Source organism: Streptomyces sp. NPDC000134, from assembly GCF_042899225.1.
Taxonomy (GTDB): Bacteria; Actinomycetota; Actinomycetes; order Streptomycetales; family Streptomycetaceae; genus Streptomyces.
The window spans coordinates 84,051-107,527 of sequence record NZ_JBIAZN010000012.1; the positions used below are offsets into that span (position 1 = coordinate 84,051).

Annotated in this window: 22 protein-coding genes; 10 read left to right on the forward strand and 12 right to left on the reverse strand. The window is 74.1% G+C overall.

Translation table 11 applies throughout. The annotated features are described in order from the left end of the window. Positions 1-50: 50 nt before the first annotated feature. Entirely contained in the window at positions 51-401 is a 351-nt protein-coding gene (locus ACFY32_RS19495; RefSeq protein WP_359190086.1) for a MerR family transcriptional regulator, read from the forward strand. Positions 402-426: 25 nt separating this feature from the next. On the opposite strand, the gene ACFY32_RS19500 is transcribed toward ACFY32_RS19495, so the two are convergent. The 3 genes from ACFY32_RS19500 to ACFY32_RS19510 all read right to left on the reverse strand — a co-directional run bounded on the left by ACFY32_RS19500 (position 427) and on the right by ACFY32_RS19510 (position 4,879). Further along, positions 427-2,463, reverse strand: a complete 2,037-nt coding sequence (locus ACFY32_RS19500) for a TerD family protein (protein WP_390674823.1) — start codon at positions 2,461-2,463, stop codon at positions 427-429. 193 nt (positions 2,464-2,656) lie between these two features. Further along, positions 2,657-3,835 carry an FAD-dependent oxidoreductase gene (locus ACFY32_RS19505; protein ID WP_359190089.1) on the reverse strand — a complete coding sequence of 393 codons (1,179 nt, stop codon included), beginning with the start codon at positions 3,833-3,835 and terminating at the stop codon, positions 2,657-2,659. A gap of 102 nt (positions 3,836-3,937) precedes the next feature. After that, positions 3,938-4,879 (reverse strand): RNA polymerase sigma-70 factor, encoded by a 942-nt coding sequence (locus tag ACFY32_RS19510; RefSeq protein WP_359190092.1) that lies wholly within the window; start codon positions 4,877-4,879, stop codon positions 3,938-3,940. Positions 4,880-5,186: 307 nt separating this feature from the next. Between ACFY32_RS19510 and ACFY32_RS19515 the strand changes: the two genes are divergently transcribed. The 3 genes from ACFY32_RS19515 to ACFY32_RS19525 all read left to right on the forward strand — a co-directional run bounded on the left by ACFY32_RS19515 (position 5,187) and on the right by ACFY32_RS19525 (position 7,386). Further along, on the forward strand, positions 5,187-5,390 hold the full coding sequence (locus ACFY32_RS19515; RefSeq protein WP_190202996.1) for a cold-shock protein: 204 nt from the start codon (positions 5,187-5,189) through the stop codon (positions 5,388-5,390). A gap of 151 nt (positions 5,391-5,541) precedes the next feature. Then, entirely contained in the window at positions 5,542-7,005 is a 1,464-nt protein-coding gene (locus ACFY32_RS19520; protein ID WP_390674824.1) for a DEAD/DEAH box helicase, read from the forward strand. 63 nt (positions 7,006-7,068) lie between these two features. Continuing rightward, complete coding sequence (locus ACFY32_RS19525) at positions 7,069-7,386, forward strand: SCO5918 family protein (RefSeq protein WP_359190098.1); 318 nt, start codon at positions 7,069-7,071, stop codon at positions 7,384-7,386. Here ACFY32_RS19525 and ACFY32_RS19530 read toward each other — a convergent pair. From ACFY32_RS19530 to ACFY32_RS19545, 4 genes are all read right to left on the reverse strand, one after another. Then, positions 7,376-9,343 (reverse strand): Ig-like domain repeat protein, encoded by a 1,968-nt coding sequence (locus tag ACFY32_RS19530; protein WP_359190100.1) that lies wholly within the window; start codon positions 9,341-9,343, stop codon positions 7,376-7,378. The genes ACFY32_RS19525 and ACFY32_RS19530 overlap by 11 nt on opposite strands. A gap of 230 nt (positions 9,344-9,573) precedes the next feature. Then, positions 9,574-10,092 (reverse strand): hypothetical protein, encoded by a 519-nt coding sequence (locus ACFY32_RS19535; protein WP_390674825.1) that lies wholly within the window; start codon positions 10,090-10,092, stop codon positions 9,574-9,576. 87 nt (positions 10,093-10,179) lie between these two features. After that, positions 10,180-11,199 carry a hemolysin family protein gene (locus ACFY32_RS19540; protein WP_359190106.1) on the reverse strand — a complete coding sequence of 340 codons (1,020 nt, stop codon included), beginning with the start codon at positions 11,197-11,199 and terminating at the stop codon, positions 10,180-10,182. After that, a complete protein-coding gene (locus ACFY32_RS19545) occupies positions 11,196-12,566 on the reverse strand; it encodes a hemolysin family protein (protein WP_359190109.1) in 1,371 nt (456 codons plus the stop codon). Before ACFY32_RS19545 ends, ACFY32_RS19540 begins: the two co-directional genes overlap by 4 nt. A gap of 304 nt (positions 12,567-12,870) precedes the next feature. Here ACFY32_RS19545 and ACFY32_RS19550 point away from each other — a divergent pair, with 304 nt between their 5' ends. Together ACFY32_RS19550 and ACFY32_RS19555 are read left to right on the forward strand one after the other, a co-directional pair. After that, entirely contained in the window at positions 12,871-13,326 is a 456-nt protein-coding gene (locus ACFY32_RS19550; protein WP_359190112.1) for a TerB family tellurite resistance protein, read from the forward strand. Positions 13,327-13,351: 25 nt separating this feature from the next. Beyond that, positions 13,352-13,594, forward strand: coding sequence for a twin-arginine translocase TatA/TatE family subunit (locus ACFY32_RS19555; RefSeq protein WP_359190114.1), 243 nt, complete (start codon positions 13,352-13,354; stop codon positions 13,592-13,594). Between the two features lie 29 nt (positions 13,595-13,623). Here the strand turns inward: ACFY32_RS19555 and ACFY32_RS19560 are convergent, their stop codons facing one another. Continuing rightward, entirely contained in the window at positions 13,624-15,237 is a 1,614-nt protein-coding gene (locus tag ACFY32_RS19560; protein ID WP_390674826.1) for a right-handed parallel beta-helix repeat-containing protein, read from the reverse strand. A 141-nt stretch (positions 15,238-15,378) separates the two neighbouring features. Here ACFY32_RS19560 and ACFY32_RS19565 point away from each other — a divergent pair, with 141 nt between their 5' ends. Next, on the forward strand, positions 15,379-15,753 hold the full coding sequence (locus ACFY32_RS19565) for a DUF6479 family protein (RefSeq protein ID WP_359190120.1): 375 nt from the start codon (positions 15,379-15,381) through the stop codon (positions 15,751-15,753). Between the two features lie 48 nt (positions 15,754-15,801). Here the strand turns inward: ACFY32_RS19565 and ACFY32_RS19570 are convergent, their stop codons facing one another. Further along, complete coding sequence (locus ACFY32_RS19570) at positions 15,802-17,472, reverse strand: glycoside hydrolase family 13 protein (RefSeq protein WP_390674827.1); 1,671 nt, start codon at positions 17,470-17,472, stop codon at positions 15,802-15,804. A 323-nt stretch (positions 17,473-17,795) separates the two neighbouring features. Between ACFY32_RS19570 and ACFY32_RS19575 the strand changes: the two genes are divergently transcribed. Beyond that, the gene (locus tag ACFY32_RS19575) at positions 17,796-18,761 is read left to right on the forward strand and encodes an LAETG motif-containing sortase-dependent surface protein (protein WP_359190126.1); all 966 of its coding nucleotides are present in this window, start codon (positions 17,796-17,798) and stop codon (positions 18,759-18,761) included. A 52-nt stretch (positions 18,762-18,813) separates the two neighbouring features. Here ACFY32_RS19575 and ACFY32_RS19580 read toward each other — a convergent pair whose 3' ends face one another. Next, positions 18,814-19,773 (reverse strand): nucleoside hydrolase, encoded by a 960-nt coding sequence (locus ACFY32_RS19580; RefSeq protein ID WP_359190128.1) that lies wholly within the window; start codon positions 19,771-19,773, stop codon positions 18,814-18,816. 207 nt (positions 19,774-19,980) lie between these two features. Here ACFY32_RS19580 and ACFY32_RS19585 point away from each other — a divergent pair, with 207 nt between their 5' ends. After that, positions 19,981-20,865: an aminoglycoside phosphotransferase family protein gene (locus ACFY32_RS19585; RefSeq protein WP_359190131.1), complete on the forward strand. Its 885-nt coding sequence runs from the start codon at positions 19,981-19,983 to the stop codon at positions 20,863-20,865. A gap of 35 nt (positions 20,866-20,900) precedes the next feature. Here ACFY32_RS19585 and ACFY32_RS19590 read toward each other — a convergent pair whose 3' ends face one another. Further along, positions 20,901-21,704: a GAF and ANTAR domain-containing protein gene (locus ACFY32_RS19590; protein WP_390674828.1), complete on the reverse strand. Its 804-nt coding sequence runs from the start codon at positions 21,702-21,704 to the stop codon at positions 20,901-20,903. A gap of 89 nt (positions 21,705-21,793) precedes the next feature. Further along, positions 21,794-23,143, reverse strand: a complete 1,350-nt coding sequence (locus ACFY32_RS19595; RefSeq protein WP_359190137.1) for a helix-turn-helix transcriptional regulator — start codon at positions 23,141-23,143, stop codon at positions 21,794-21,796. A 169-nt stretch (positions 23,144-23,312) separates the two neighbouring features. Between ACFY32_RS19595 and ACFY32_RS19600 the strand changes: the two genes are divergently transcribed. Next, positions 23,313-23,474 (forward strand): hypothetical protein, encoded by a 162-nt coding sequence (locus tag ACFY32_RS19600; protein ID WP_359190140.1) that lies wholly within the window; start codon positions 23,313-23,315, stop codon positions 23,472-23,474. Positions 23,475-23,477 lie beyond the last annotated feature (3 nt).

Consider the following 23,477-nt stretch of genomic DNA (forward strand, 5'->3'; position numbering starts at 1 on the left):
TGGTGCCGTACGGCACCGGGGCCCCTCGACGCGTTGCACTACGAGGTGACATGCCAGCAGATACTCCGCTCAGTGATCGTCTGGACGACGACGACTACCCCGCCTACACGATGGGCCGGGCCGCCGAGATGCTCGGCACCACCCCGGGCTTCCTGCGGGCCATCGGCGAGGCCCGCCTGATCACTCCCCTGCGTTCGGAAGGCGGCCACCGCCGGTACTCCCGCTACCAACTGCGGATCGCCGCCCGCGCCCGCGAACTGGTGGACCGGGGCACCCCCATCGAGGCCGCCTGCCGCATCGTCATCCTCGAGGACCAACTGGAAGAGGCCCAGCGCATCAACGCCGAGTACCGCCGAGCGGCCCAGCAGGCCGCCGAGGGCTCCCGCACCGGATCGGGCTGATCGCGAGGCCCCGCGGGCCGACCGGTCAGGCGGGGGCCGCGGACCGTGGAACGTCGGCGCTCTCCCGTGTCCTCGGGGCCGGACGGTCCAGGTGGGTGACGACCGTGGCGTAGAAGCGGTGGACCGCGTCGTCGACGCTGCGGATGAAACCGGACTCGGCGCTGCCCCGGCCGCTGCCCATGCTCTTGATGAGGGACAGGCGGAACCCGGTGATCTGCGTGCCGTTCTTCGGCAGCATGTCCGCCGGCTCCGGGCGCAGCCGCTCCAGGGTCCCCCGGGGGCCACCCGTCTCTCCCTCCACGAGCGTCTCGATGTGCAGGTCGGCGGGTGCTTCCGCGAGCCGCCGCACGAGCCGCTTCGCCCAGGTGAGGGGGTAGCCCTGCTCGGGCGCCGGAATCTCGACGGACGTGCGGAGCCTGCCGGTGCGCAGGTCCGCGGTGACCGCCAGGACACCGGGCGTGCCCTCGATGCGCAGCTCGGCCTGGAGCCTGCCGTGCAGGCAGAGCTGGTCGGCCAGGAGGGCCCGGCGGGCGGCGGGGTCCGTGCCGCGCCGGGCGCGCTGGACGGGCAGCACCTTCTGTCCGAGTTCGCCGCCGAGCCGCAGGCAGACCTGGCGGATGAGCCGTTCCCAGCTCTCCACGACCTCCAGGGCCCGCGAGTCGCCCTGGCACAGGGTCTCGTCGTCGATCCCCCTGCGTACAGGGACCCAGGCCGCGCCCATGTTCTGGAAGCCGTGGCAGCCGGAGTTCTCGTGCTGGAGGTAGTGCAACAGTTCCTGGAGCAGCCAGGCGTGTGCCACGTTGCCCACGCCCTCGTGGCGGATCAGCATCTGCGCCTGGTGGGCCACCTCCGCCCAGGACAGGTGCCACAGCGCCACCTTGTGCTTGCGTCGGCCGTCGATCCGGACGTCGACCAGCGGACTGCCCTCCAGGGCGACGTCGTTCGACAGGGTGATGACGGCCTCGTAGCCCCGGCGGGCGGCGATGTCCATGTACGCCTGCACCTGCTCGGCCTTGAGGGCGTTCCCGTTCGTCTTCGTCTCGACCAGCGCGGTCCACAGTTTCCCGGCCCGCTCCACCCGGATCACACCGTCGGGGCGGCGCGGGCTGTCGCCGTGCGGCAGCGACACCTCGGTGAAGGTCTCCATCCGGCCCGCCGGTGCGCCGAACGCGGCGGTGAGCCGCCGGCCGAACTCCGGGATCTGCGCCATCACCGACAGCAGCACCGAGGTGGCCCGGGTCTCGCGGTCCCGGTCGCTCTTGAGGGCGGAGACCGGGAAGAGCCGGGCCTCCCGCCACGACTCGTTCTCCGCCAGGGTCTTCCTGGGCGCCTTGGGCAGGGTGATCTTCTTCTTGGCGGTGCGGGGCCTGGACGGTTTCCGCCCCGGCGCGGTGCCCTCGCCGGGCTGCCGGGGGGCGGGGACGGCTTCCAGCGGCGGCCGAGTCTCGTCCGCCGCGGGCATCACCGTCTCCGCCGTCTCCGCCGGTACGTCGTCCTGAGGTTCCCCGGCCGCCGCGTCGTCGTCGATATCGACGCCGAAGTCCGTCGCCAGACCGGCCAGGCCGGCGTCGTAGCCCTGGCCGACGGCCCGCAGCTTCCACTCCCCGCCGCGGCGGTAGAACTCGCCGAAGATGAACGCGCTCACCGGCCCGGCGTCCTCGATCGCGAACCGGAGCAGGTTCTCACCGGACCCGTCGGCCAACGTCAGCTCCAGATCGCCCAGCTCCCCGAAGTGCGCCCCCGCGTCCCGGCTCGCGGCGACCACGATCCGGTCGACGGCCGCCGGGACCGCCGTCAGGTCGAAACCGATCCGGTCCTCGCTGCCGCCTCCCGTGGGCGTCTTGCCCAGGAGCTGCACGCTCCCGTCCGGCGCGACGGGGTTGTTGTAGAAGTAGAAGTCGGCGTCGCTGCGCACCTTGCCGCTCGCGTCCAGCAACAGCACCGAGACATCCGCGTCGCCCTCGCCCGTCGGGCTGGTCCAGCCCAGACTCACGATCACGGAGTCGACGCTCTCGCTGAGGGCCGCCAGACCCACGTTGGCACCCTTGGTCAATTCGTACATGGAACCCCCCACCCCGACAGCGCGCGTCACGGCGGCCCAGGGGCCGTCCCCCGTCCTCCCCCGACCCCGGGGTGTGACGCGCGGCACACTCAATGCAGGGCGCAACTTTAGCCCCGACAGGCGTGCCGCGTAGCCGTCCTGCCGGAAAACGGCGGGCCCCGATCGCCCGGGGCCCGGTCCCGGCGGGTGGAGGTCAGGCCGCCGACCTGGTCGGTGTCGTCGGCTGGGGGTTGGTGACGGGGTGGCGGCGGGTCGGGGTGAGGGTGGGGTGGGTGACGCCCCAGGCGGCGCCCTTGCAGATGAGTTCCTTGTAGGTGGCGGCGAGGCGGCCGGTCAGGGCGGCGTCCTTCGCGCGGTCGTCGGCGGTGACGTACTGGATGAGGCCGTCGCGGCGGCCGAGCGAGACGCACTGGTTGAAGTAGCGGATCGGCACGCGCGGGACCTTGTGGCCGGTCAGCCGGGCCGCGAGGGCGTCGGCGGCCTGCCACGCGGTGGGGACGCCCGAGGCGCACGACATCCGCAGCGGCTTGTCGCCGGGGCCCATGACCAGGGCGGCGTCACCGATGGCGTACACGTCGGGGTGGGAGAGCGAGCGCATGGTCTCGTCGACCATGATCTGGCCGGAGTCGGCGCACTTCAGGGTCGTGGTCCGCGCGATCGGGTGCACGGCGAAGCCCGCGGTCCAGACGGTGACCTCGGCCGGCAGGACCGTGCCGTCGGCGGTGGTGACGTGGTCGGCCCCGACGGCGGTGACGCGGGTGTGCTCGTGCACGGTGATGCCCAGCCGGCCGCAGACCTTGCGCAGGTGCCGGCGCCCCTTGGGCGAGAGCCAGTCGCCGAGGCCGGCGCGGGCGGCGAGGGCGACGTCGAGGTCGGGGCGGGCCTCGGCGATCTCGGTCGCGGCCTCCACGCCGGTCAGGCCGGCGCCCACCACGAGGACGGACTGCCCGGCGGCCAGGCGGGCCAGGCGCTCGCGCAGCTTCAGCGCACCGGCGCGGCCGGCGATGTCGTGGGCGTGCTCGGTGGTGCCGGGGACGCCCTGGGTGTTCCAGCCGCTGCCGAGGGCGTGGACCAGAGTGTCGTACTCCAGTTCGCTCTCGTCGGCCAGGGCGACCGTCCTGCGGTCGGCGTCCACCGCCGCGACCTTCGCGATCCGCAGCGTGACGCCGGTGCCCCGGAACATCTCGGCGAGGGGGCGGGCCTTGAGGTCCTGGCCGGCCGCGAGCTGGTGCATCCGGACGCGTTCGACGAAGTCGGGCTCGGCGTTGACGAGGGTGATGTCGACGTCCTCGGGGCGCAGCCGCCTGGCGAGTCGGCCGGCGGCGATGGCTCCGGTGTATCCGGCTCCGAGAACGATGATGCGGTGCCGCATGTCCCTGCTCCTGTCTGCTCCTGGTGAGGAATCACCCCCTGAACCGGGCGGGGCCCGCTTTCCTGACAGGTGCGGAGTGTGACTGCGGTCACATCGGTCGGGTCAGAGGGTGAGCAGCGGGTCGCCGTGGCCGGTGGCCGCCCAGTGGCGGGTCGCGCGGACGAGCTTGTCCGGGTTGGCCTGGCTGCGGAACGCGGCGATGCCGTCCGCCGTGACCTCCAGGCACATCACGCCGATCACCCGGCCGTCGACGACCACGACGAGGGCGGGCTCGCCGTTGGCGGTGGCGGCGTGGACCTCCGCCACACCGCCGACCAGGTTCCGCTTGGCCTGGCCGGGCCGGAACAGGCCCCGCATGAACTTCGCGACCGCCACCGCGCCCTCCCACGCCTTGGTGCGCGCCGGGACCTTCCCGCCGCCGTCGCCGACCGCGATGGCGTCCTGGGTGAGCAGCGCCACCAGCGGTTCGGTGCGGCCGCTGGCCGCGGCGGCGAGGAACTCCTCCACGACCCGCCGCGCGGCGGCCCGGTCGATCTCGGTACGGGCCCGGCCGGCCGCGACGTGCTTCTTGGCGCGGTGCAGGATCTGCTGGCTGGCGGCCTCGGTGAGGTCGAGGATCTCCGCGATCTCCCGGTGCCCGTAGTCGAACGCCTCCCGCAGGACGTACACCGCCCGCTCGTTGGGGGTGAGGCGCTCCAGGAGGGTGAGCACGGCGTACGACAGCGACTCGCGCTGTTCGGCGGTGTCGGCGGGGCCGAGCATCGGGTCCCCGGCGAGCAGCGGCTCGGGCAGCCACTGGCCGACGTAGGTCTCGCGGCGGGCGCGGGCCGAGGTGAGCTGGTTGAGGCAGAGGTTGGTGAGGACCTTGGTCAGCCACGCCTCGGGGACCTCGATCCGGGCCGGGTCGGCGGCCTGCCAGCGCAGGAACGTTTCCTGCACGGCGTCCTCCGCCTCGCTCGCGGAACCGAGGAGACGGTAGGCGATGGCTCCCAAGCGGGGCCGGGCCGCCTCGAACCGGTCGACGTCCTGCACGGTCAGCGCCATGGCCGGATACTAGCCCCCGTCCGGACCCTCCATCCGGACCATCCGTCCGGACCATCCGTCCGGCCCTCCCGAGGGGTGGATATCTGTGCTCGCGACGGGAGAATTTTCCGTCGCCACCGGACAGTATTCCCACGTGAGAGGCGTGTGGGGGAGTTCTTTGCCACGCGCCGCACGAGGGGCCATCGTGCTACTGTCGTTAGCAGTTGCAGTTGTGGTTGCCAGAAGGTTTTTTCCTACGGGGTGATCATTAGCGGCGACCGAAGCCCGCACAGAGTGGGTTTCGAACACCGTACCGAAGGAGAAAAATATGGCATCCGGCACCGTGAAGTGGTTCAACTCCGAAAAGGGCTTCGGCTTCATCGCGCAGGACGGCGGCGGCGCCGACGTCTTCGCCCACTACTCGAACATTGCCACCCAGGGCTTCCGTGAGCTGACCGAGGGCCAGAAGGTGACGTTCGACATCGCGCAGGGCCAGAAGGGCCCGACGGCCGAGAACATCGTCCCCGCCTGACATCGCCGGCGCTGACGCATACCTCGCAGCCGGGACCCGCACCTTGGGGGTGCGGGCCCCGGCTCGCCGTATTTCCGGCGCCCCTCTCCTCCTCATTCGCTGCGCGATTTCCCTTGATCGTGCCGTATCAAGGAAGTCTGACATCTTGCCTATGAGCCAGAGCCGTACCCGTGCCCCCCGCCGCGACAACCGCGGTAAGGGACGCCGTCCCGCCGCCGTCGTACCGCAGGGCGAATTCGCGCTGCCGGTGACGACCGTGCCCGCGCTGCCGCCCGTCGAGTCGTTCACCGACATGGAGCTGCCGCCGGCGCTGCTGGAAGTGCTGCGCCACGAAGGCGTCACCGCGCCGTTCCCCATCCAGGCGGCGACCCTGCCCAACTCGCTGGCCGGCCGGGACGTGCTCGGCCGGGGCCGCACCGGCTCCGGCAAGACCCTCGCCTTCGGCCTCGCCCTGCTGGCCCGCACCGCCGGACGGCGTGCCCTGCCGCGGCAGCCGCTGGCCCTGGTCCTCGTCCCCACCCGGGAACTGGCCCAGCAGGTCACCGACGCGCTCACCCCCTACGCCCGGGGGCTGAAGCTGCGCACGGCCACCGTCGTCGGCGGCATGTCCATCGGGCGGCAGGCCAGCGCGCTGCGCGGCGGCGCCGAGGTCGTGGTGGCGACGCCCGGACGGCTCAAGGACCTCATCGACCGCGGCGACTGCCTGCTCGACGACGTCGCCGTCACCGTCCTGGACGAGGCCGACCAGATGACCGACATGGGCTTCATGCCCCAGGTCACCGCGCTGCTGGACCGGGTACGCCCGGACGGGCAGCGGATGCTGTTCTCGGCCACCCTGGACCGCAACATCGACCGGCTGGTCCGGCGCTACCTGAGCGACCCGGTGGTCCACTCCGTCGACCCCTCCGCCGGGGCGGTCACCACGATGGAGCACCACGTGCTGCACGTCCTCGACACGGACAAGCAGCGGACCGCCACCGAGATCGCCGCCCGCGACGGGCGCGTGATCATGTTCCTGGACACCAAGCACCGCGTGGACCGGCTGACCAAGCACCTGCTGAACAACGGGGTGCGCGCCGCCGCCCTGCACGGCGGCAAGTCGCAGCCGCAGCGCACCCGGACCCTGGCCCAGTTCAAGGACGGGCACGTGACGGTCCTGGTCGCCACCAACGTGGCGGCGCGCGGCATCCACGTCGACAGCCTCGACCTCGTGGTCAACGTCGACCCGCCGAGCGACCCCAAGGACTACCTGCACCGCGGCGGCCGTACCGCCCGCGCCGGGGAGTCCGGCAGTGTCGTCACCCTGGTCACCCCCGACCAGCGGCGCGACATGAACCGGCTGCTGGTCACCGCCGGCATCACCCCGCGGACCACGGCCGTGCGGTCGGGCGAGGCGGAGCTGAGCCGGATCACCGGGGCGCGCACGCCCTCCGGTGTGCCCGTCGTGATCACCGTGCCCGCCGTCGAGCGTCCCCGCGGGGGCGCGGCCGCCGGCTCGCGCTCGTCCCGGGGCCGGCGCGGCCGTCCCGGCGGCCGGAGCCGGTCCGCCGCCGCCGGTGACGCCGGGCGCCGTGGCGGCACCGGCCGCCCGTCCGCATCCGGCCGGGCCGCCTAGCCGCCCGCCCGACCGACCAGAACTGTCCGACCGGGCCCGTCCCCTTCCCCCCTGAGAGGCATCATGCGCTGTGTCATCGCCCGTTACCCGTTCGACCTGACGAAGAACGGGGTGCTGGACTCGATGAAGGGTGTGACGCCCGAGCCGATCACCGGTGAGTCGGTGACCATCGGCCGGCGCCGCTACCCGGCCAAGCAGGTCGGGGAGGTCGTCACCCGGCAGGACCGGCGGGACTTCACCAGCGGTGAGGTCGTGCGGGCCATGACCCGGCTCGGCTTCACCTGCCACAGCGTCCCGGAGCCCGAGCCGGCCCCCGCGCCGCAGGACCTGCTCGGCGGCCCCGTCACCGGGACCGCCGGGCAGGACGGCGCTACTTGGTGAACGACAGGTACTTCCAGGCGCCGTGCGTCGTGGAGTTCACGGTGTCGCCCGAGGAGCCGTTGACGTAGGAGGAGCGCATCCGGGCGCGGACCCCCGACTCGCCCGGAGCCTCCAGTCGCACCGCCGACTTGCCGTTCGACGCCAGCGCGAAGTACTCCGTGCCCGAGTCGTACCAGGTGCCGTCGTAGTACACCTGGAGCTGGAAGCGCTGGTGGCGGCCCTGGTAGTAGTTCATGGCCGTGGTGAACACCGGGTCGGTGTTCTTGTGGAAGTAGTAGTACGTCGTGGAGCCGATCTTCCCCGTCTTGTAGTGCTTGGAGACGCTGGTGGAGACCTTGGCGTGGGCGTACGCGACCGACTTCACGGTCTTCGCGGCGTAGCGGGCGTCGCCGGAGAAGACCGCGGTGACCGTGGTGTCCCGGGTCATGTCGACGGTCGCCGACACATTGCCCTTGGAGTTGACCTTGGCGGTCTTCAGCAGCTTCTTGCCCTTGTCGGTGCCGAACGGGTCCGCGTAGAGCGACACCGTGCGGTTCTTGTACGTGCTGCCGAGGTGCGCGGTGAACGTGACGTCCTTGCCGTACGCGTACAGCTTGCCGTTGTTGCCCAGGGTCAGCGCCGGGGACTTCCGGGAGACCGTCACCGCGTCCGAGCCGGCCGCCGGGGCGTGGGTGGCGTCGCCCGCGTAGGACACCTTGTACGTCACCTTGCCGCCGGCCGGCGGGGTGTCGGTGAACGAGAAGGTGCCGTCCGCCTTGGTCTTCACCGAGGGCAGCGCCTTGCCCTTGGGGGACTCCACGTCGGTGCGGGTCACCGTCAGGGCCGTGCCCGCGGCGGGGCGCGTCCTGGAGGTCAGCTTGCCGGTGACGGTGAGCTTCTTGGCGCGGTCGGCCTCGGCCGGCGCCGACACCGTCAGCTTGGGCAGCTCCCGCGTCGGGTCGGTCAGGGCGCGCAGCGTGTACGTGCCGTAGCTGTTCTGCGAGACGGCGAAGACCCGGCTGGCGTCCGGCGCCCAGGCCAGGGCGCCGTCCACCAGGGTGTCGGCGCCGCTGCTGTCGCCGGTGTTGGGGAAGTCGTACTCCCGGGTCGGCACCGGGTCGCCGGGGCGGTGGATGTGGACGTCCGGCTCGTACCAGGAGAAGCTGCCGCCCGCGACGGTGCCGTCGGGCGCGATCCGCACCGCGTTCGGGTAGGCGTCGATCGGGAGGCTGCCGACCTCGGTGAGGTCGGTGGTGGAGTAGGCGGGCAGGCCGTAGCCGCTGCCCGTGCCGTCCCAGGAGGTGAGGACCTGGGTGCCGTCGGGCGTCAGGTCCAGTTGCTTGACGGCGGTGTCCATGCTGCCCGCGACGCGCAGCGCGGCGCCGTCGGCGGACACGTCGAAGACGGCGAGCCGGCCGGCGCCGCCCGCCACCAGCACGCCCGGCGCGGCCGGGTCGGCGGCCAGCAGCGGTGCCGCGCCGAGGGTGGTGCCGTCCTGGTCGAGGCGGACGACCGGCTCGGCGCCGGAGACGTCCAGGGAGCCGAGGCCGGCGGCGTACCCGAACCAGATCCGGCCGTCCACGACCTCCAGGTCGGCGGGCGCGTCCGCGCCGTCCAGCGGGTAGCTCGCGGTCTGGGTGTACGTCGCGGTCTCCACCGAGACGATCCGGTCGGCGCCCTTGACGGCCGCGTACACCTGCCCGGAGTCGGCGGACAGCGCGAGGCCGGTCACGCCGGGCAGGCCGGTCAGGGTCGCCTTGACGGCGCCCGCGTAGTCGGTGACGACGATCTTGCCGCCGCTCGGGTCGGAGACGTACACCCGCCGGTGGACGCCGTCCACGACCAGGTCGCCGACCGAGGCCACCGAGAGAATCTTCGCGGAGTCGGCGTTCGCCGTCCCCGCCGTGGTCGCGGTCAGGGCCGCGGAACCGAGGAGGACCGCGACGGACGTCGCGATCGAGATGCTGCGCCTGCGCACAGTGATGGAACCCCCACAGGAGAGCCCGGTGTCGACCGGGTGGAATGAGTGGGCCGCTCGTCCCCCCATGCGTCACCTGTGACGCGTGGTCGCCGCCCGTCGAGCAGGGTATGGCATGACAGTGACAACCGTGCACCGGGTTGCCCGCGGCAGCGCCCCGGGCGGTCCGGCGCGGTTCCGGCCCGGTTCCGGGACGCCGGTGGGGGCGTCGGTGTGGCGGGACCGGGGCGTCAGCGGGTCGGGACCGGGCCGCCGTCGGCCCACGCGCGCAGGAGGTCCTCGCGTTCGGCGCGGGACGGGTTGCCGGTGTCCTGGCGGGCGCGGCGCCAGGCGAGCGGCGGCCCGACCGTGCCGGTGCCGGTGGCCAGGCGGGCCAGGAGGGTGCGGGAGAGGTCGTACTCGGCCGTGGTGTGCACCCCGCTCGGCGCGGCGGTCAGCGCGTCCGCCTCGACCGTGCCGTCGGCGGTCGTGACGGCCACGGTGAACAGCGGGGGCTGGTCCACGTGGGTGGTCAGCAGGACGTCCACCCAGTCGGCGGCGATGGCCACCAGCCGCCGGGCGGGGGAGCGGACGGCCACGTCACGGACGTCGAGGCCGCGTATCTCCGGCCAGGTCCAGGAGGCGCCCTGGTCGGTGCCGAGGCACTGCACGCCGTCCTCGGTCAGCCGCACGCCGGGGGCCGCGCCCGTGGGTTCGGCGCCCACGAACACGTGGTCCTCGGTGATCCAGAACAGGCCGACCATGGTCATCGTCGCGCTCCCAGGGGCTCGGGGGTTTCCCCCGGAGACGACGGGGGGCCCGGCGCGGTTGCCGCGCCGGGCCCCTCGCGGCCGTGGTCAGACCGTCGCCGCCGGGCCGACCAGTTCGGTCAGCACGTCCTCCATCGTCACGAAGCCCAGGACGGTGCCCGTCTCGCCGGTGACGGCGGCCAGGTGGCTGCCGGTCGCGCGCAGGGCGGTGAGGGTGTCGTCCAGCGGGGTGTCGATGCGGACCCGGGTGACCGGGTGCAGGGCCGACCTGGGGAACGGGCGGTCGCGGTCGGTCACGCCCAGGGTGTCCTTGATGTGGAGGTAGCCCAGCAGGGCGCCGCCCGGCCCGGAGACCGGGAAGCGGGAGTACCCGGCCTCGGCGGCCAGCTTCTCCAGGCGGGCCGGGGTCACGGTGTGCGCGACCGTGCGCATCCGCGGCACCGGCACGAGGATCTCGCCGACCGGGCGGGTGCCCAGCTCCAGCGCGTCGCGCAGGCGCTCGCCGTCGGCGGGGGTCAGCAGACCGGCCTCGCTGGCGTCGTCCACCATCCGGGCGAGCTGGTCGTCGGTGAAGACGGCCTCGACCTCGTCCTTCGGCTCGACCCGCAGCAGCTTCAGCAGCGTGTTGGCGAAGGCGTTGATCCCGAACACCACCGGCCGCAGCGCCCGGGTGAGGGCGACCAGCGGCGGCGCGAGGACCAGCGCGGTGGCGGCCGGGGCGGCCAGCGCGATGTTCTTCGGGATCATCTCGCCGATCAGCATGTGCAGATACGTGGCGAGGGTCAGGGCGATGGCGAACGCCACCGGGTGGACCAGCGCGTGCGGCATGTGCACCGCCTCGAAGGCGGGCTCCAGCAGATGCGCGATGGCCGGTTCGGCGACCGCGCCGAGCACCAGCGAGGAGACGGTGATGCCCAACTGGGCGGTGGCCATCATCGCCGAGAGGTGCTCCAGACCCCACAGCGTCATCCGGGCGCGCTTGTCGCCCGCCTCGGCGCGCGGCTCGATCTGGCTGCGCCGCACGGAGATCAGGGCGAACTCGCCGCCGACGAAGAACGCGTTGGTCAGCAGCGTCAGGGCGCCGATCAGCAACTGGACGACGGTCATCGGGCCACCTCCGGCTGCCGCTCGCGCCGCCGCTCGGCGGACCGCTCGCCGGGCCGCTCGTCCTGGGCGGGTACGGCCGCGGGGGCCGGGGCCGTCAGGCGCAGCTTGTCGGCGCGGTGGTGGTCGACGTCGAGGACGTCCACCCGCCAGTCGCCGAGGCCGACGGAGTCGCCCTTGGCGGGAATCCGGGCGAGCCGGGTGGCGACCAGGCCGGCCAGGGTCTCGTAGGGGCCGTCCGGCGCGGTCAGTCCGATGTCCGCGAGCCGGTCCAGGCGGACCGAGCCGTCGGCCTCCCAGGCGCCGGGTCCGGCGGGCTGGAGGTCGGGGGTCTCGACCGGGTCGTGCTCGTCGCGGACCTCGCCGACGACCTCCTCGACGATGTCCTCGACGGTGGCGACGCCCGCGGTGCCGCCGTACTCGTCGATGACGACGGCCATGGTGCGGGCGGCGCGCAGCCGCTCCAGCAGGCGGTCGGCGGGCAGGCTGTCGGGCACCAGCAGCGGCGCGGTGGCCAGCTCGGTGACCGGGGTGTGGGCGCGCCGCTCGGGCGGCAGGGCCAGCACGTCGCGGATGTGGACGGTGCCGACGACCTCGTCGAGGCTGTCCCGGTAGACCGGGAAGCGGGACAGGCCGGTGGCGTGGGAGAGGTTGGCGGCGTCGGCGGCGGTGGCGTGGGCCTCCAGGGCCTTGACGTCCACGCGGGGCGTCATCACGTTCTGCGCGGTCAGCTCGCTCAGGTGCAGGGTGCGTACGAACAGCTCGGCGGAGTCGGCCTCCAGGGCGCCCTCGGCGGCGGAGTGCCGGGCGAGCGCGACGAGTTCCTCCGGGCTGCGGGCGGAGGCGAGTTCCTCGGCGGGCTCCAGGCCGAAGCGGCGCACCACGTGGTTGGCGGTGTTGTTCAGGTGGGTGATGAACGGGCCGAAGGCGGCGGTGAAGCCGCGCTGCGGTCCGGCGACCACCTTGGCGACGGCCAGCGGCCGGGAGATCGCCCAGTTCTTGGGGACCAGCTCGCCGACGACCATCAGCACGACGGTGGACAGGGCCACGCCGAGCACGGTCGCGACGGTGGGGGCGGCGCCGCCGAGGCCCGCCGCCCGCAGCGGACCGCGCAGCAGCGCGGCCAGCGACGGCTCGGCGAGCATGCCGATGACCAGGGAGGTGACGGTGATGCCCAACTGGGCGCCGGACAACTGGACGGTCAGCTTGCGTACGGCCTTCAGCGCGCCCTCGGCGCCGCGCTCGCCGGATTCGGCGGCGCGCTCCAGGTCACCGCGCTCGACGGTGGTCAGCGAGAACTCGGCGGCGACGAACAGGGCGCAGGCGAGGGTGAGGAGGAGGGCCAGCAGGAGCAGCAGGACCTCGGTCACCGTGCCACCCCCGCTCGCACGAGGGCCGCGGTGCGGTCACCGCGGGACATGGCACGGCCGGTACTGGGGGGCTCCATTACGGAACGGGGCTCCTTCTACGGGTTCTACGGGTTCTACGGGGTCGTGTCCCATGGGTGGGTCGTTCCCACAGGGGTCCGTCCCATGGTAAAGGACGGGCAAAGCCATCGTAGGCTTCTACTCGCCTGTAGAGAACGGTACGGCGCACCGAAGTGTTCCCTGATAACTTCTACATATCTGTAGAAGATCGAGACTGATCTTGTTTCGACGACCGTTCGGAGTGCGCATGGCCCTGTGGGACCGCTTCAAGGAGTCCGCGTCGCAGATGCAGACCCAGCTCGTGGCGAAGAAGAACGACCTCAAGAGCGGCGCCTTCCGCGACGCGAGCATGGCGATGTGCGCGCTGGTCGCCGCCGCCGACGGCCACGTCGACCCGGCCGAGCGGCAGCGGGTGGCCCAGCTCATCGCCGCCAACGACGTGCTGCGCAACTTCCCCGCCGACGACCTGCGCCGCCGCTTCGAGCAGAACCTCGACAAGTTGACGGCGGACTTCGCGTTCGGCAAGGTCAGCGTTGTGCAGGAGATCGCCAAGGCGAAGAAGAAGCCCGCGGAGGCGCGGGCGGTCGTGCAGATCGGCATCGTCATCGGCGGCGCCGACGGCGACTTCGACAAGGACGAGCAGGCCGTGGTGCGCGAGGCGTGCTACGCCCTCGACCTGCCGCCGCACGAGTTCGATCTCTGACCGACCCGACCGACCAGGGGGCCCCGTGTTCGGACTGAGCGAACTCGCGATCATCCTCATCATCATCGCCGTCGTCGTGGGCGTGAAGAAGCTGCCCGAGCTGACCCGCTCGGCGGGCAAGGCCGCGCGCATCCTCAAGGCCGAGAAGCGGGCCCTGGGCGACCAGGACGCCGGCGGGACGGCCGGCGAGCGGCCGCCCCGGGTGGTCCGGGGCGAGGTCGTCCGGCCCGACGGCCCGGCCGGGGAGCGGCGACCGCCCGAGAACTGACCGGGGCCGCACCTGCCGCCGGCGCCCGGTCACCCGTCGTTGTCGCGCCAGCGTCCGCCCGCCGGGGCGGAGTCGAAGCGGGTGGCCGCCGAGGCGTTGCCGGAGAAGTCGTTGCCGGAGACCCGGCCGCCGGTCCAGGTCCCCTCGTCGGTGATCCACAGGGCGTGGGTCTGGGTGCGCGGGTGCCCGTCGTCGCGGACCCGGTTGCCCCGCACGCAGGGGTGGGCGACCGGGGCGGCGGCGGTGAGGCCGGCGCGGGGGCCGGGGGCCTCCGGGAGGCGGTAGCCGGTGCCGTCCGGGGGCGTGCCCCCAGGCCAGGCGGAGGCGGCGCCGGGGCGGGCCGGGGCGAGGGTCAGCACGGTGGCCGTATTGCCGGTGACCATGGCGGTGCCCCCGCCCGCCGTGAGCCGCTTGCCGCGGTGGCCGTCCGGCGCCCAGTCGGCGCCCTCGTCGGTCAGGGACAGCGGCCCGTACCGCACCCCCGGGCCGCCGCCGTGCGCGGCCGGGGCCGACCGGCGTCCGTTGCCGCGGACGCGGTTGCCCTGGAACGCCGGTTCCCGCAGGGGCGCGTCGATCCGGACGCCGTCCAGGGCGTTGTCCCGGATGTCGTTGGCGTCCAGGACGATGTCGGCGGCGGCCTCCTGATCGCCGCCGGACAGGTTGTGCTGCCAGTAGCCGTGCCGGCCGTTGCCGCTGATCCGGTTGCCGTGGAAGGCGTAGGGGCCGGGGGTGTTGCCGACCGCGACCCCGTCGCGGACGTTGCGGTCGACGACGCACGCGGTGACGATGCCGCCCCGGCCGCCGACGCGCGTGGTGCCCTGCGCGGACACGTCGAACCCGGCGACCCGGTTGCCGGTCATCACACAGCCGGTGACCAGCAGGCCGTCGCAGCCCCAGTCGGAGATGCCGTAGCGGTTGTCCTCGGCGTGGCAGGCGGTGACGCGGACGCCCCGGGGCGGGGTCCAGTGCTCCTGCTGGAGTTCGAGGAAGATGCCGTTGGTGCCGTTGCCGGTCGCGGTGCACGCGGTGACCGACAGCCGCTCCACCGGCCCCCAGCCGCCGACGCCGATGCCGATGCCCGCGCCGCCCATCATCCCGCCGGGGTCCTGCCGTCCGCAGCGCTCGGCGAGCACGCCCTCGACGACGGTGTCCTGGAGGAAGTCGCAGCCGAAGCCGGTGGCGGCGGTGTCGTGGATGTACAGGTCGCCGAACCGGGCCCGGCGCACGTACTGGAGGCCGAGCCCCTTGGCCAGCACGTCGTACCCCTCGGTGGACACGCCCGAGCCGTCGATCTCGAAGTGCGCGAAGGTGAGGTCGGCGAGGTGGTGCTCCGGGCCGGCGCCGTGCTGGGCGGCGGTGAACCAGGCCAGCGGCACCGGTGTCGTCGGCGCCCCGGGGTTGCGCAGCGCGAAGCAGGTGGCGCCGCGGCCCTCGCCGATCAGGGAGACGCCGCTGCGCCACAGCACCGGCCGGTCCCGGATCACGTACCGCCCGGCGGGCACCCGCACGGTCCGGGGCCGCCCGTCGGCGGCACGGGCGTCGCCGAGGGCGTCCACCAGCTTCTGCAGCGCGGGCCGGTCGTCGGTCTCCCCGTCCCCGGTCAGGCCGTACGCGCGGGCGTCGGCCGTCAGCGGCGTGTCCATGGCCGGCTCTCCTTCCGACGGACTGCCCACCGGGTACCAGCGGCGCGGGCGGCTCAATCACGAGGACCGGGCCCGTCCGATCCCCGGAGCATGGCGAACTTTTTGCCGCTTTTCTCCCGTTCTGGGGTGATACTCGGAGACATGAGTACCGAAGCATTCATCCTGCTGGCCGCATCCCAGCACGCGCTGGACGTGACCGTGGCCTTCATCGGCGGGCTGGTGATCGCCGGCGCGCTGATCTGGGCCGTACGCGTCGGTATGCGGGTCATGGACCAGGAATCGCCCCGGCCCCGCGCCGACGAGCAGCCGAAGCTGCCCGCCGACTGGCCGGTGCGAGAGGAACGCGAGATGCGGGAGCCCGACGAGGTGCCCCTGGCCGGGGACGGGGGCGCGCGGCTGATGCCGTACCAGCTCCATCCCGCGAGTACCCGGCGCGGCGAGGACCAGCACCGGCGGCGCTGGCTGCCGGGGTCCAGCGGCTCCTTCGGGGGCGGCGGGCTGCCGCGCGGACTGTGAGACACCGCCCGCGCCACGCGGTGGCGCGGGCCGTGCCCCGGCGCGGCCCTACCGCGCCAGCCAGGCCGTGGTGTCCGGGCCGAGCTTGCCGTCCTCCAGGGGAGCGCTGGTCAGCAGCACCTCCCCGGCCGGGAGGCGCACGGCGGTGTCCGACAGGTTGGTGACGCACCGCCAGTTCTCCGAGCGGTCGAACCGCAGCACCCCGGGCGGCACGTCGTCCGCCCAGGTGAGCGTCTCGCCGTCGAGCAGCCTGCGGCGCAGCCGCAGGGCCGTGCGGTACAGCTCCAGCGTGGAGCCCGCGACCCCGTCCTGGGCCTGGACGGCGTACGCCGCGAAGGACGGCGGCTGCGGCAGCCAGGCCCCGCCCGGCCCGAAGCCGTACGACGGTCCGTCCGCCGTCCAGGGCAGCGGCACCCGGCAGCCGTCGCGGCCCTTGCGGACATGCCCGGTCTGCTCCCAGATCGGGTCCTGGAGCACCTCGGTGGGCAGGTCGGCGACCTCCGGCAGGCCCAATTCCTCGCCCTGGTAGACGTACGCCGATCCGGGCAGCGCCAGCATCAGCAGCGTCGCGGCCCGCGCCCGGCGCAGCCCGGCCGCCTCGTCGACGGCCGGGGCGGCGCCGCCGGACAGCAGCCAGGCGTCTGGGTCGGTGCCCGGCCCCAGCATCAGCCGGGAGGCGTGCCGCACCACGTCGTGGTTGGAGAGCACCCAGGTCGCCGAGGCGCCGGCCGCCGCCGCGTCGGCCAGCGAACCCGCGATCACCTCGCGCAGTTCCCCGGCGTCCCACCCCGCTTGCAGGTACTCGAAGTTGAACGCCTGCCCCAGCTCGTCCGGCCGCGCGTACAGCGCCCGCCGGGCGCCCGGCACCCATGCCTCGGCGACCGCCGTGCGCGGCGGGGTGTAGGCGTCCAGGATCTTGCGCCAGTCGCGGTAGATCTCGTGGACCTCGTCGCGGTCGTAGAAGGGGTGGGTGCCGGGCTCGAACCCGGCGAGCGCCGCCTCGCTGCTCAGCTCGGGGGCGCCGAGGTCGCGCAGCGGCTCGCCGAGGTCCTTGGCGAGCGCGTGCGCCACGTCGACGCGGAAGCCGTCGACGCCCCGGTCGGACCAGAATCTCAGCGTGCCGCGGAAGTAGGCGCGGACCTGCTCGTTCTCCCAGTTGAGGTCGGGCTGCTCGGGGGTGAACAGGTGCAGGTACCACTGCCCGTCGGGGACCCGCCGCCAGGCGCTGCCGCCGAAGACGGACTGCCAGTCGGTGGGCGGCAGTTCGCCCGCGGGGCCCCGGCCGTCCCGGAACACGTACCGGTCCCGGGCGGCCGAGCCGGGCCCGGCGGCCAGGGCCTCGCGGAACCAGGCGTGCCGGTGCGAGGTGTGGTTGGGCACCAGGTCGACGACGACCTTGAGGCCGAGCCGGTGGGCCTCGGCGGCCATCGCGTCGAAGTCGTCCAGGGTGCCGAGCCTGGGGTCGATGTCCCGGTGGTCGTCGACGTCGTAGCCGCCGTCGGCGAGTTCGGAGGGGTAGAACGGGCTGAGCCACAGGGCGTCCACCCCGAGCGCGGCCAGGTGGGCGAGGCGCTGGGTGACCCCCTTGAGGTCACCGAGCCCGTCGCCGTCGGCGTCGGCGAAACTGCGCGGATAGACCTGGTAGATGACGGCCTGCCGCCACCAGTCGGGGTCCTGGGAGGACAGGTCGGGGGTGCCTGCGGCGGTGCGTGCGGTCACGCGGGCTCCTTCGCGGTACGTGCGGGCGACACGAGTAGGTCTGTCCACAACGCCGGGAAAGTGAAACCGCCGGCGGACGCGACACACCCCGCCGTTCTGTGGAGGCGGCGTGAAGGGCGGAGAACTTCCCTGGTGTTTCCGCAGGTTGACAGGGACTTGCGGTATGGCGACCATGGGGGGCGACTGTGGCCCGAGTGACCGAAGGGCCCAGTGATTCTTCGACCACTCATCCCCCGGGTCGGCCCGCGCACGCCCGACGTGGCTTCTCGCCGTCGGCTGCCGTGCCGCCGCCCGGGTGTCTCACACGCCAAGATGGGACCCGCATGTCGACTGCACGACGTGTCACGATGCGCCGCCTGCTGGGGACGGGCGCCGCGAGCCTCGTTCTCTGCGCCGCCTCCGTCGCCTCCGCCACCGGTGCCTTCGCCCACGGCTCGCCGGGCGGCGAGGGCTGGGGCGGCGGCGACTCCTACCGGCCGGGCACCGGCGCGGGCACCGCCACCGAGACCGACCGGTGCCAGTTCTCCCTGGACGGCACCACCTTCACCGACTCGGTCAAGGTGGACGACCAGAACCTCAAGCCGTCCGAGGACGGCAAGGTGCACATCAAGGTCCGCGCCGCCGCCGACGCCGCGTCCTGCACCGCCTCGCTCGCCTCCTACCTCGCGCACGGCTCCACCTTCGCCACCTCCGGCAAGCAGGTCTTCGTCGACTTCGACACCGTGACCGTCAAGGGCGACCAGATCGACAGCCTCGACATAGCCGTGCCGGACGAGGGCTGCTTCGCGCAGATCGACCTGTACCGCGGTGCCGTGCGCTACGACGGCCAGCCGAACACCGGTGACGGTGTCGAGCACGGTCCGCTGCCCGAGGGCCCGGACGGGGCGGTCATCAACGACAAGCTGATCGCGGCCTGGAACGGCGGCACGAAGGACTGCACGTCCACCACCACGCCGCCGGCCGAGGAGCCGGGCGGGTCGACGCCGCCGGCGGCCACCCCGTCCGAGGGCACCTCCACCGCGCCGACCAGCCAGGCCCCGACCGAGGACGAGTCCCCGTCGGCGACCCCGTCGGACAGCTCCCCGGCGACCCAGGAGCCGTCGCCGTCCGCCTCCGCCTCCACCTCCGCGCCGGCCGCCGCGCCCTCCGCCGACGGTGACGGCGGCAACCTGGCCGAGACCGGCGCCGACAGCAGCACCGGCCCGATCGCCATCGGCGCGGCGGTGCTGCTGCTGGGCGGCGCCGGCATCGTGGTGGCCACGCGCCGCCGCCGGGCGACCCGCGCCTGACGCTCCGCCGGCCGGGGCCCGGCGGTCGTCCGTCCGGGCCCCGGCGGCGGGCTCAGTGCCCGACCGCCGACAGGTACAGCTCCACGTACCGCTCCACGTCGACGTCCAACGCGACGTCGACGAGGGGCTGTTCGCGGGCGCCCTCGTGGATCTCGGACTCGCCGGGCCGGGCGCGGCGGTCGACGAGGGTCTGGCCCCGGGCCGGTCCCGGCGCCAGGGACACCTCCACCGGCAGTCGCCGGGTCGTGAGCCCCGCCGGGTCGATCACCGCGCAGACCGCGCCCGCGTCCCCGAGCCCGCCGCCCGGGTCCGCCTCGCCGGTGGCCGGGCCGCGGTGGGCGAGCAGCTCACCGGCGAGCCGGGTGGCCGGATCGCCGCTCGCGCGCAGCTTCCGTACCTCCCCGCCGGGGACGATCACCCGCTGGAACACGTCCAGGCCGTACATGGTGATCGGCACCCCCGCGGTGAGCATGATCGCCGTCGCCTCGGGGTCGTGCCAGACGTTGAACTCGGCGACCGGCGTGGCGTTCCCGGTGGCCACCGCGCCGCCCATGAACACGATCCGCTCGATGTTGCGGGTCACCTCGGGGTGGGTGCGCAGCAGCAGCGCGATGTTGGTCGCGGGCGCGGTGGGGATCAGGGTCACCGGGCGCGGCGCGGCGAGGATCTCGCGCCGCAGCAGGGTGACGGCGTCCACGTCGACGGGGGTACGGGCCGGGGCGGGCAGCCCCAGGTCCCCCATGCCGTCCCGCCCGTGCACGTGCCGCGCGGTGCGCACCGCCTCGATCAGCGGCCGCTCGGCACCCCGAGCGACGGGCACGCCGGGGGCGCCGGCCAGCTCCAGCACGGTCAGGGTGTTGCGGACCACGCCGTCCACGTCGGTGTTCCCGGCGACGCAGGTGACCGCGCGCAGGTCGAGGGCCGGGTGCCGGACCGCGAGCAGCAGGGCGAGGGCGTCGTCGACCCCGGTGTCACAGTCGATGATCACCGGCACGGACCGCTCGTCGCTCACCACGTCGGGGCCTCCTTCACTCCGGACACTCCGGGGACTGCGGGCACTTTGCTCACTCTGCGCATCCGACCCTACGCCGCCGCGGGGGCCCGGCCCGCGCTCCGGCCCGCCGCCCGGCACGGCCGGGCCCTTGCGCCGCGGTGGGGCGGCGGTCTGGGATGGTTCCGGCCGTCCGCCGTGCCGAGCGGACCGAGGACAGGAGCCGTCTTGGGCACCGCGAGCACCGCCGACCTCCGCCCCCGCATCGACACCGCGCTGGTCAGGCACCTGGTCGACACCCAGTTCCCGCGGTGGGCGGGGCTGCCGCTGACGCCGGTCGACCCGGCCGGCTCCGACCATGTGATCCACAGGCTGGGCGAGGAACTGTCCGTGCGGCTGCCCCGCCACCCGGGGGCCGTCGGCCAGGCCGCGAAGGAACTGCGGTGGCTGCCCCGGCTCGCCCCGCACCTGCCGCTGGCCGTCCCGGAGCCGGTGGCGGTGGGCGAGCCCGGCCTCGGCTATCCGTGGCCCTGGGCGGTGTCCCGCTGGCTGGACGGCGAGGTGGCCACCGTCGAGGCACTCGCCGGCTCCGCCGCGGCCGCCGGGGAACTGGCGCGGTTCCTGACCGCCCTCCAGGGGTGCCCGCCCGCGGCCCCGCACCCGGACCTCACCGGCCGCCCGCTGTCCGACCGGGACCGCGCGACCCGGGCCGCCATCGCCGGGACCGCCGGCGTGTTCGACGCGGCGGCGGCGACCGCGCTGTGGGACGCGGCGCTGGCGGCGCCCGGCTGGGACCGTCCCCCGGTCTGGTTCCACGGCGACTTCCACACCGGCAACCTGCTGACCGCCGGAGGCCGCCTGGGCGCCGTCATCGACTTCGGCGAACTCGGCGTCGGCGACCCGGCCCGCGACCTGATGATCGCCTTCACCCTGATGTCGCCCGGCAGCCGGGCCGTCTTCCGCGAGACGCTCGGCGTGGACGACGCCACCTGGCTGCGGGGCCGCGGCTGGGCCCTGGCCACCGGCCTGAACGCCTACACCGCGTACGCCGCCGAGGACCCCCGGGTCGCCGCGCAGACCACCCGCCAGATCAACCAGGCGCTCATCGGCTGAGGGCCGGGGGCTGAGAAAGGTGCCCCGTGTGCCGGCTATCCGTCCTCGGTGTCGAAGCGGTGGCGGTACGCCAGGACCTCCTGGGCCGCCTCGCGGACCGTGCGGTCGCCGGCGAAGGCGTGGGCGCGCAGCCGGGCCAGCGCCTCGTCGGTGCCGACGCCCAACTGGGCCATGATCATGCCGACCGCCTGGTAGACCTCGTCGTGGCCGGTGGCCAGGCCGTTCAGCCAGGACGCGCCGTCGGCCCGGTCGTGCTCGTCCTCCCGGGGCAGCGCCATGAGGGCGACGGTCAGGATGCCCGCGACGAGCCGGGCGGTGCCCAGTTCGGCGGGGGTGAGCACGCCCGGGGTGTCGCGGTAGAGGTCGAGGGTGCCGACGCACAGCGCGTCCGTGCCCAGCGGCAGCGCGTACACCGCGCGGACGCCGGCGGCGGTGACCTGCTGGGCGTAGACGGGCCAGCGGCTCGCGTCCGCGCCCCGGGTCAGATCGCGGGCCAGCACCGGCGCGCCGGTCCGGGCGGCCTGCACGCAGGGTCCCTCGCCGAGGGTGGCCTGGATCTCCGCCAGCCTGCCGGTCCGCTCGTCGCTGGCGCAGAGCCGCACCGGCACGCCGCCGCTGCGCAGCGAGGCGCTCGCGCCGGTCACCGGCAGCAGCCGCACCGCCACCTCGCACAGCCGGGCGGGCACCTGCTCGGGGGGCACGCCGCGGACGCCGTCGGCGATCAGGTCGACGGCACGGTACTGGTCGGTGTCCCCGGTACGGCCGGGTCCGCCGGGGAATGCCGGGGGGTCGTCGCTGGGCCGCACGCCCACCGCCTCCTTCACTACGCGGTCGGCCACGTCGACGGTGCTGCGGCGCACGTCACCGGCCCGGAAGCCGAGCGTCGACTACCCCCGAGCGGCCGGCCGAAACCCCGGGCTCCCGGACGTCACAGGGACAACTGCGCCGGGGCCGGTCCCAGGGTCGTCGTGCCGGGCGCGGTGCGGTGGCCCAGGCCGGTGCGGTACGCGTCCAGGGCCGCCTCCACCCGGCCGGTGCGGCGCAGCAGATCGCCCAGCAGACGGCACAGGTCGGCGAGGTCACCGGCCGCGCCCGCCCGTTCCAGCAGGCTGAGCGCGCGGACGTAGTGCTCCTCGGCGGCCTCGGTGTCCCGGGCGTCCTCGGCGATGATGCCGAGCAGCCGGTGCGCGGCGGCGGCGTGCACGGCGCCGCGCTCGGAGGACAGGTCGTCCAGGACCCCGCGCAGCAGCCCGGCGGCCTCCTCGGACTTGCCGCGGCGGTGCAGCACGTCGGCCAGTTCGACGGCGGCCTGGCTGCTGTAGAGGGCGGCGCGGCTCTCCGAGAGCATCGCCAGGGCCTCCCGCAGCTCGGCCTCGGCGCGCTCCAGCCGGCCGTCCTGCGCGAAGACGTATCCGCGCATCCAGTGGCAGTTGGCCAGTTCGGTACGGAGCTGGAGGGTGCGGTACAGCTCGGCCGCCCTGGCCAGCGAGGCGTCGGCCTCGGCGAGCCGGCCCTCGGCCAGCAGCGTCCGGGCGACGGAGCGGTGCATCCGGGCGACCAGCGCCGGGTCGCCGGCCCGGGGCGCGAGCGCGAGCGCCAGTTCGGCGGCCTGCGCGGCCCGCGCGTGCGCGCCCATGTCCATGTACGGGCCGATCGCGCTGGCGTAGAGCAGCAGCAGCGCGTCCGGGTCGTGCAGCCCGCCCCGGTTCAGCTCGTCCAGGGTGGATTCCAGGAGGTAGACGGCGTACCGCAGCTCCCCGGCGAGGTAGTGGGCGACCGCCCGGCCGCGCAGCGCCGGGACCCGGGCGGTGAGCGGGGCGCCCGCGTCGGCCAGACACGCCTCGGCCCGCTCGAAGTACCCGCGGCCGGCCTCCAGCTCGCCGCTCTCCAGGGCGCACTCGCCGAGCCCGAGCAGCGCGGCGGCCCCGAGGTCGCCCAGGCCGTGCGCCTCGGCCTCGGCGAGCAGCGCGCGGTAGCTCCCGGCGGCCTGTTCGGCCCCGCCGGTGGCCAGGGTGCGCTGCGCCTCGGTGAGCCTCAGGCGCAGGTCGGTGGCGAGGCGGGCGGGGCGCCCGGTGACCAGTTCGTCGAAGCCGACGCCGAGCCGGTCCGCGATGTGCCGCAGCGCCTCGTCGGAGGGGCGGACGCGGCCGGCCTCCAGGGTGGAGACGTAGGCCGGGGTGTAGGCGGGTTCGGCGAGCTGGCGCTGGGTCAGTCCGCGGTCGGCCCGCAGTCGCTGCACCCGGCGCCCGATGGTCACCGGATCGTCTCGGTCTCCCACGTTCAACTCCCCCTGCGGCTCTTGCCGTTCGCCCCCGACGGCTCTAGGTTAAACCGAGTATTAAGCAGGTTTAACCCACCGCTTGACCACCGGCGGACCACCGCCGGCCCCCAGCCCACCCCCCGACCGTCCCCGCCGTACCGCTGTGGACCGCTGTTACGAGGTCGCCGTGCTCGAACGCCCACGCACCGCCGAGCGCTACGCCCGAGGCATCGCCGCCGCCGTCGTCGCCACGGCCTGTCTGCTGCTGGCCGCCAACGCCGGTCCGGCGCAGTCCGCCGAGCCGCCCGCCCCCGTCGTCCCGCCGAGCGTCCCGGTCACCGGCGAGTGACCC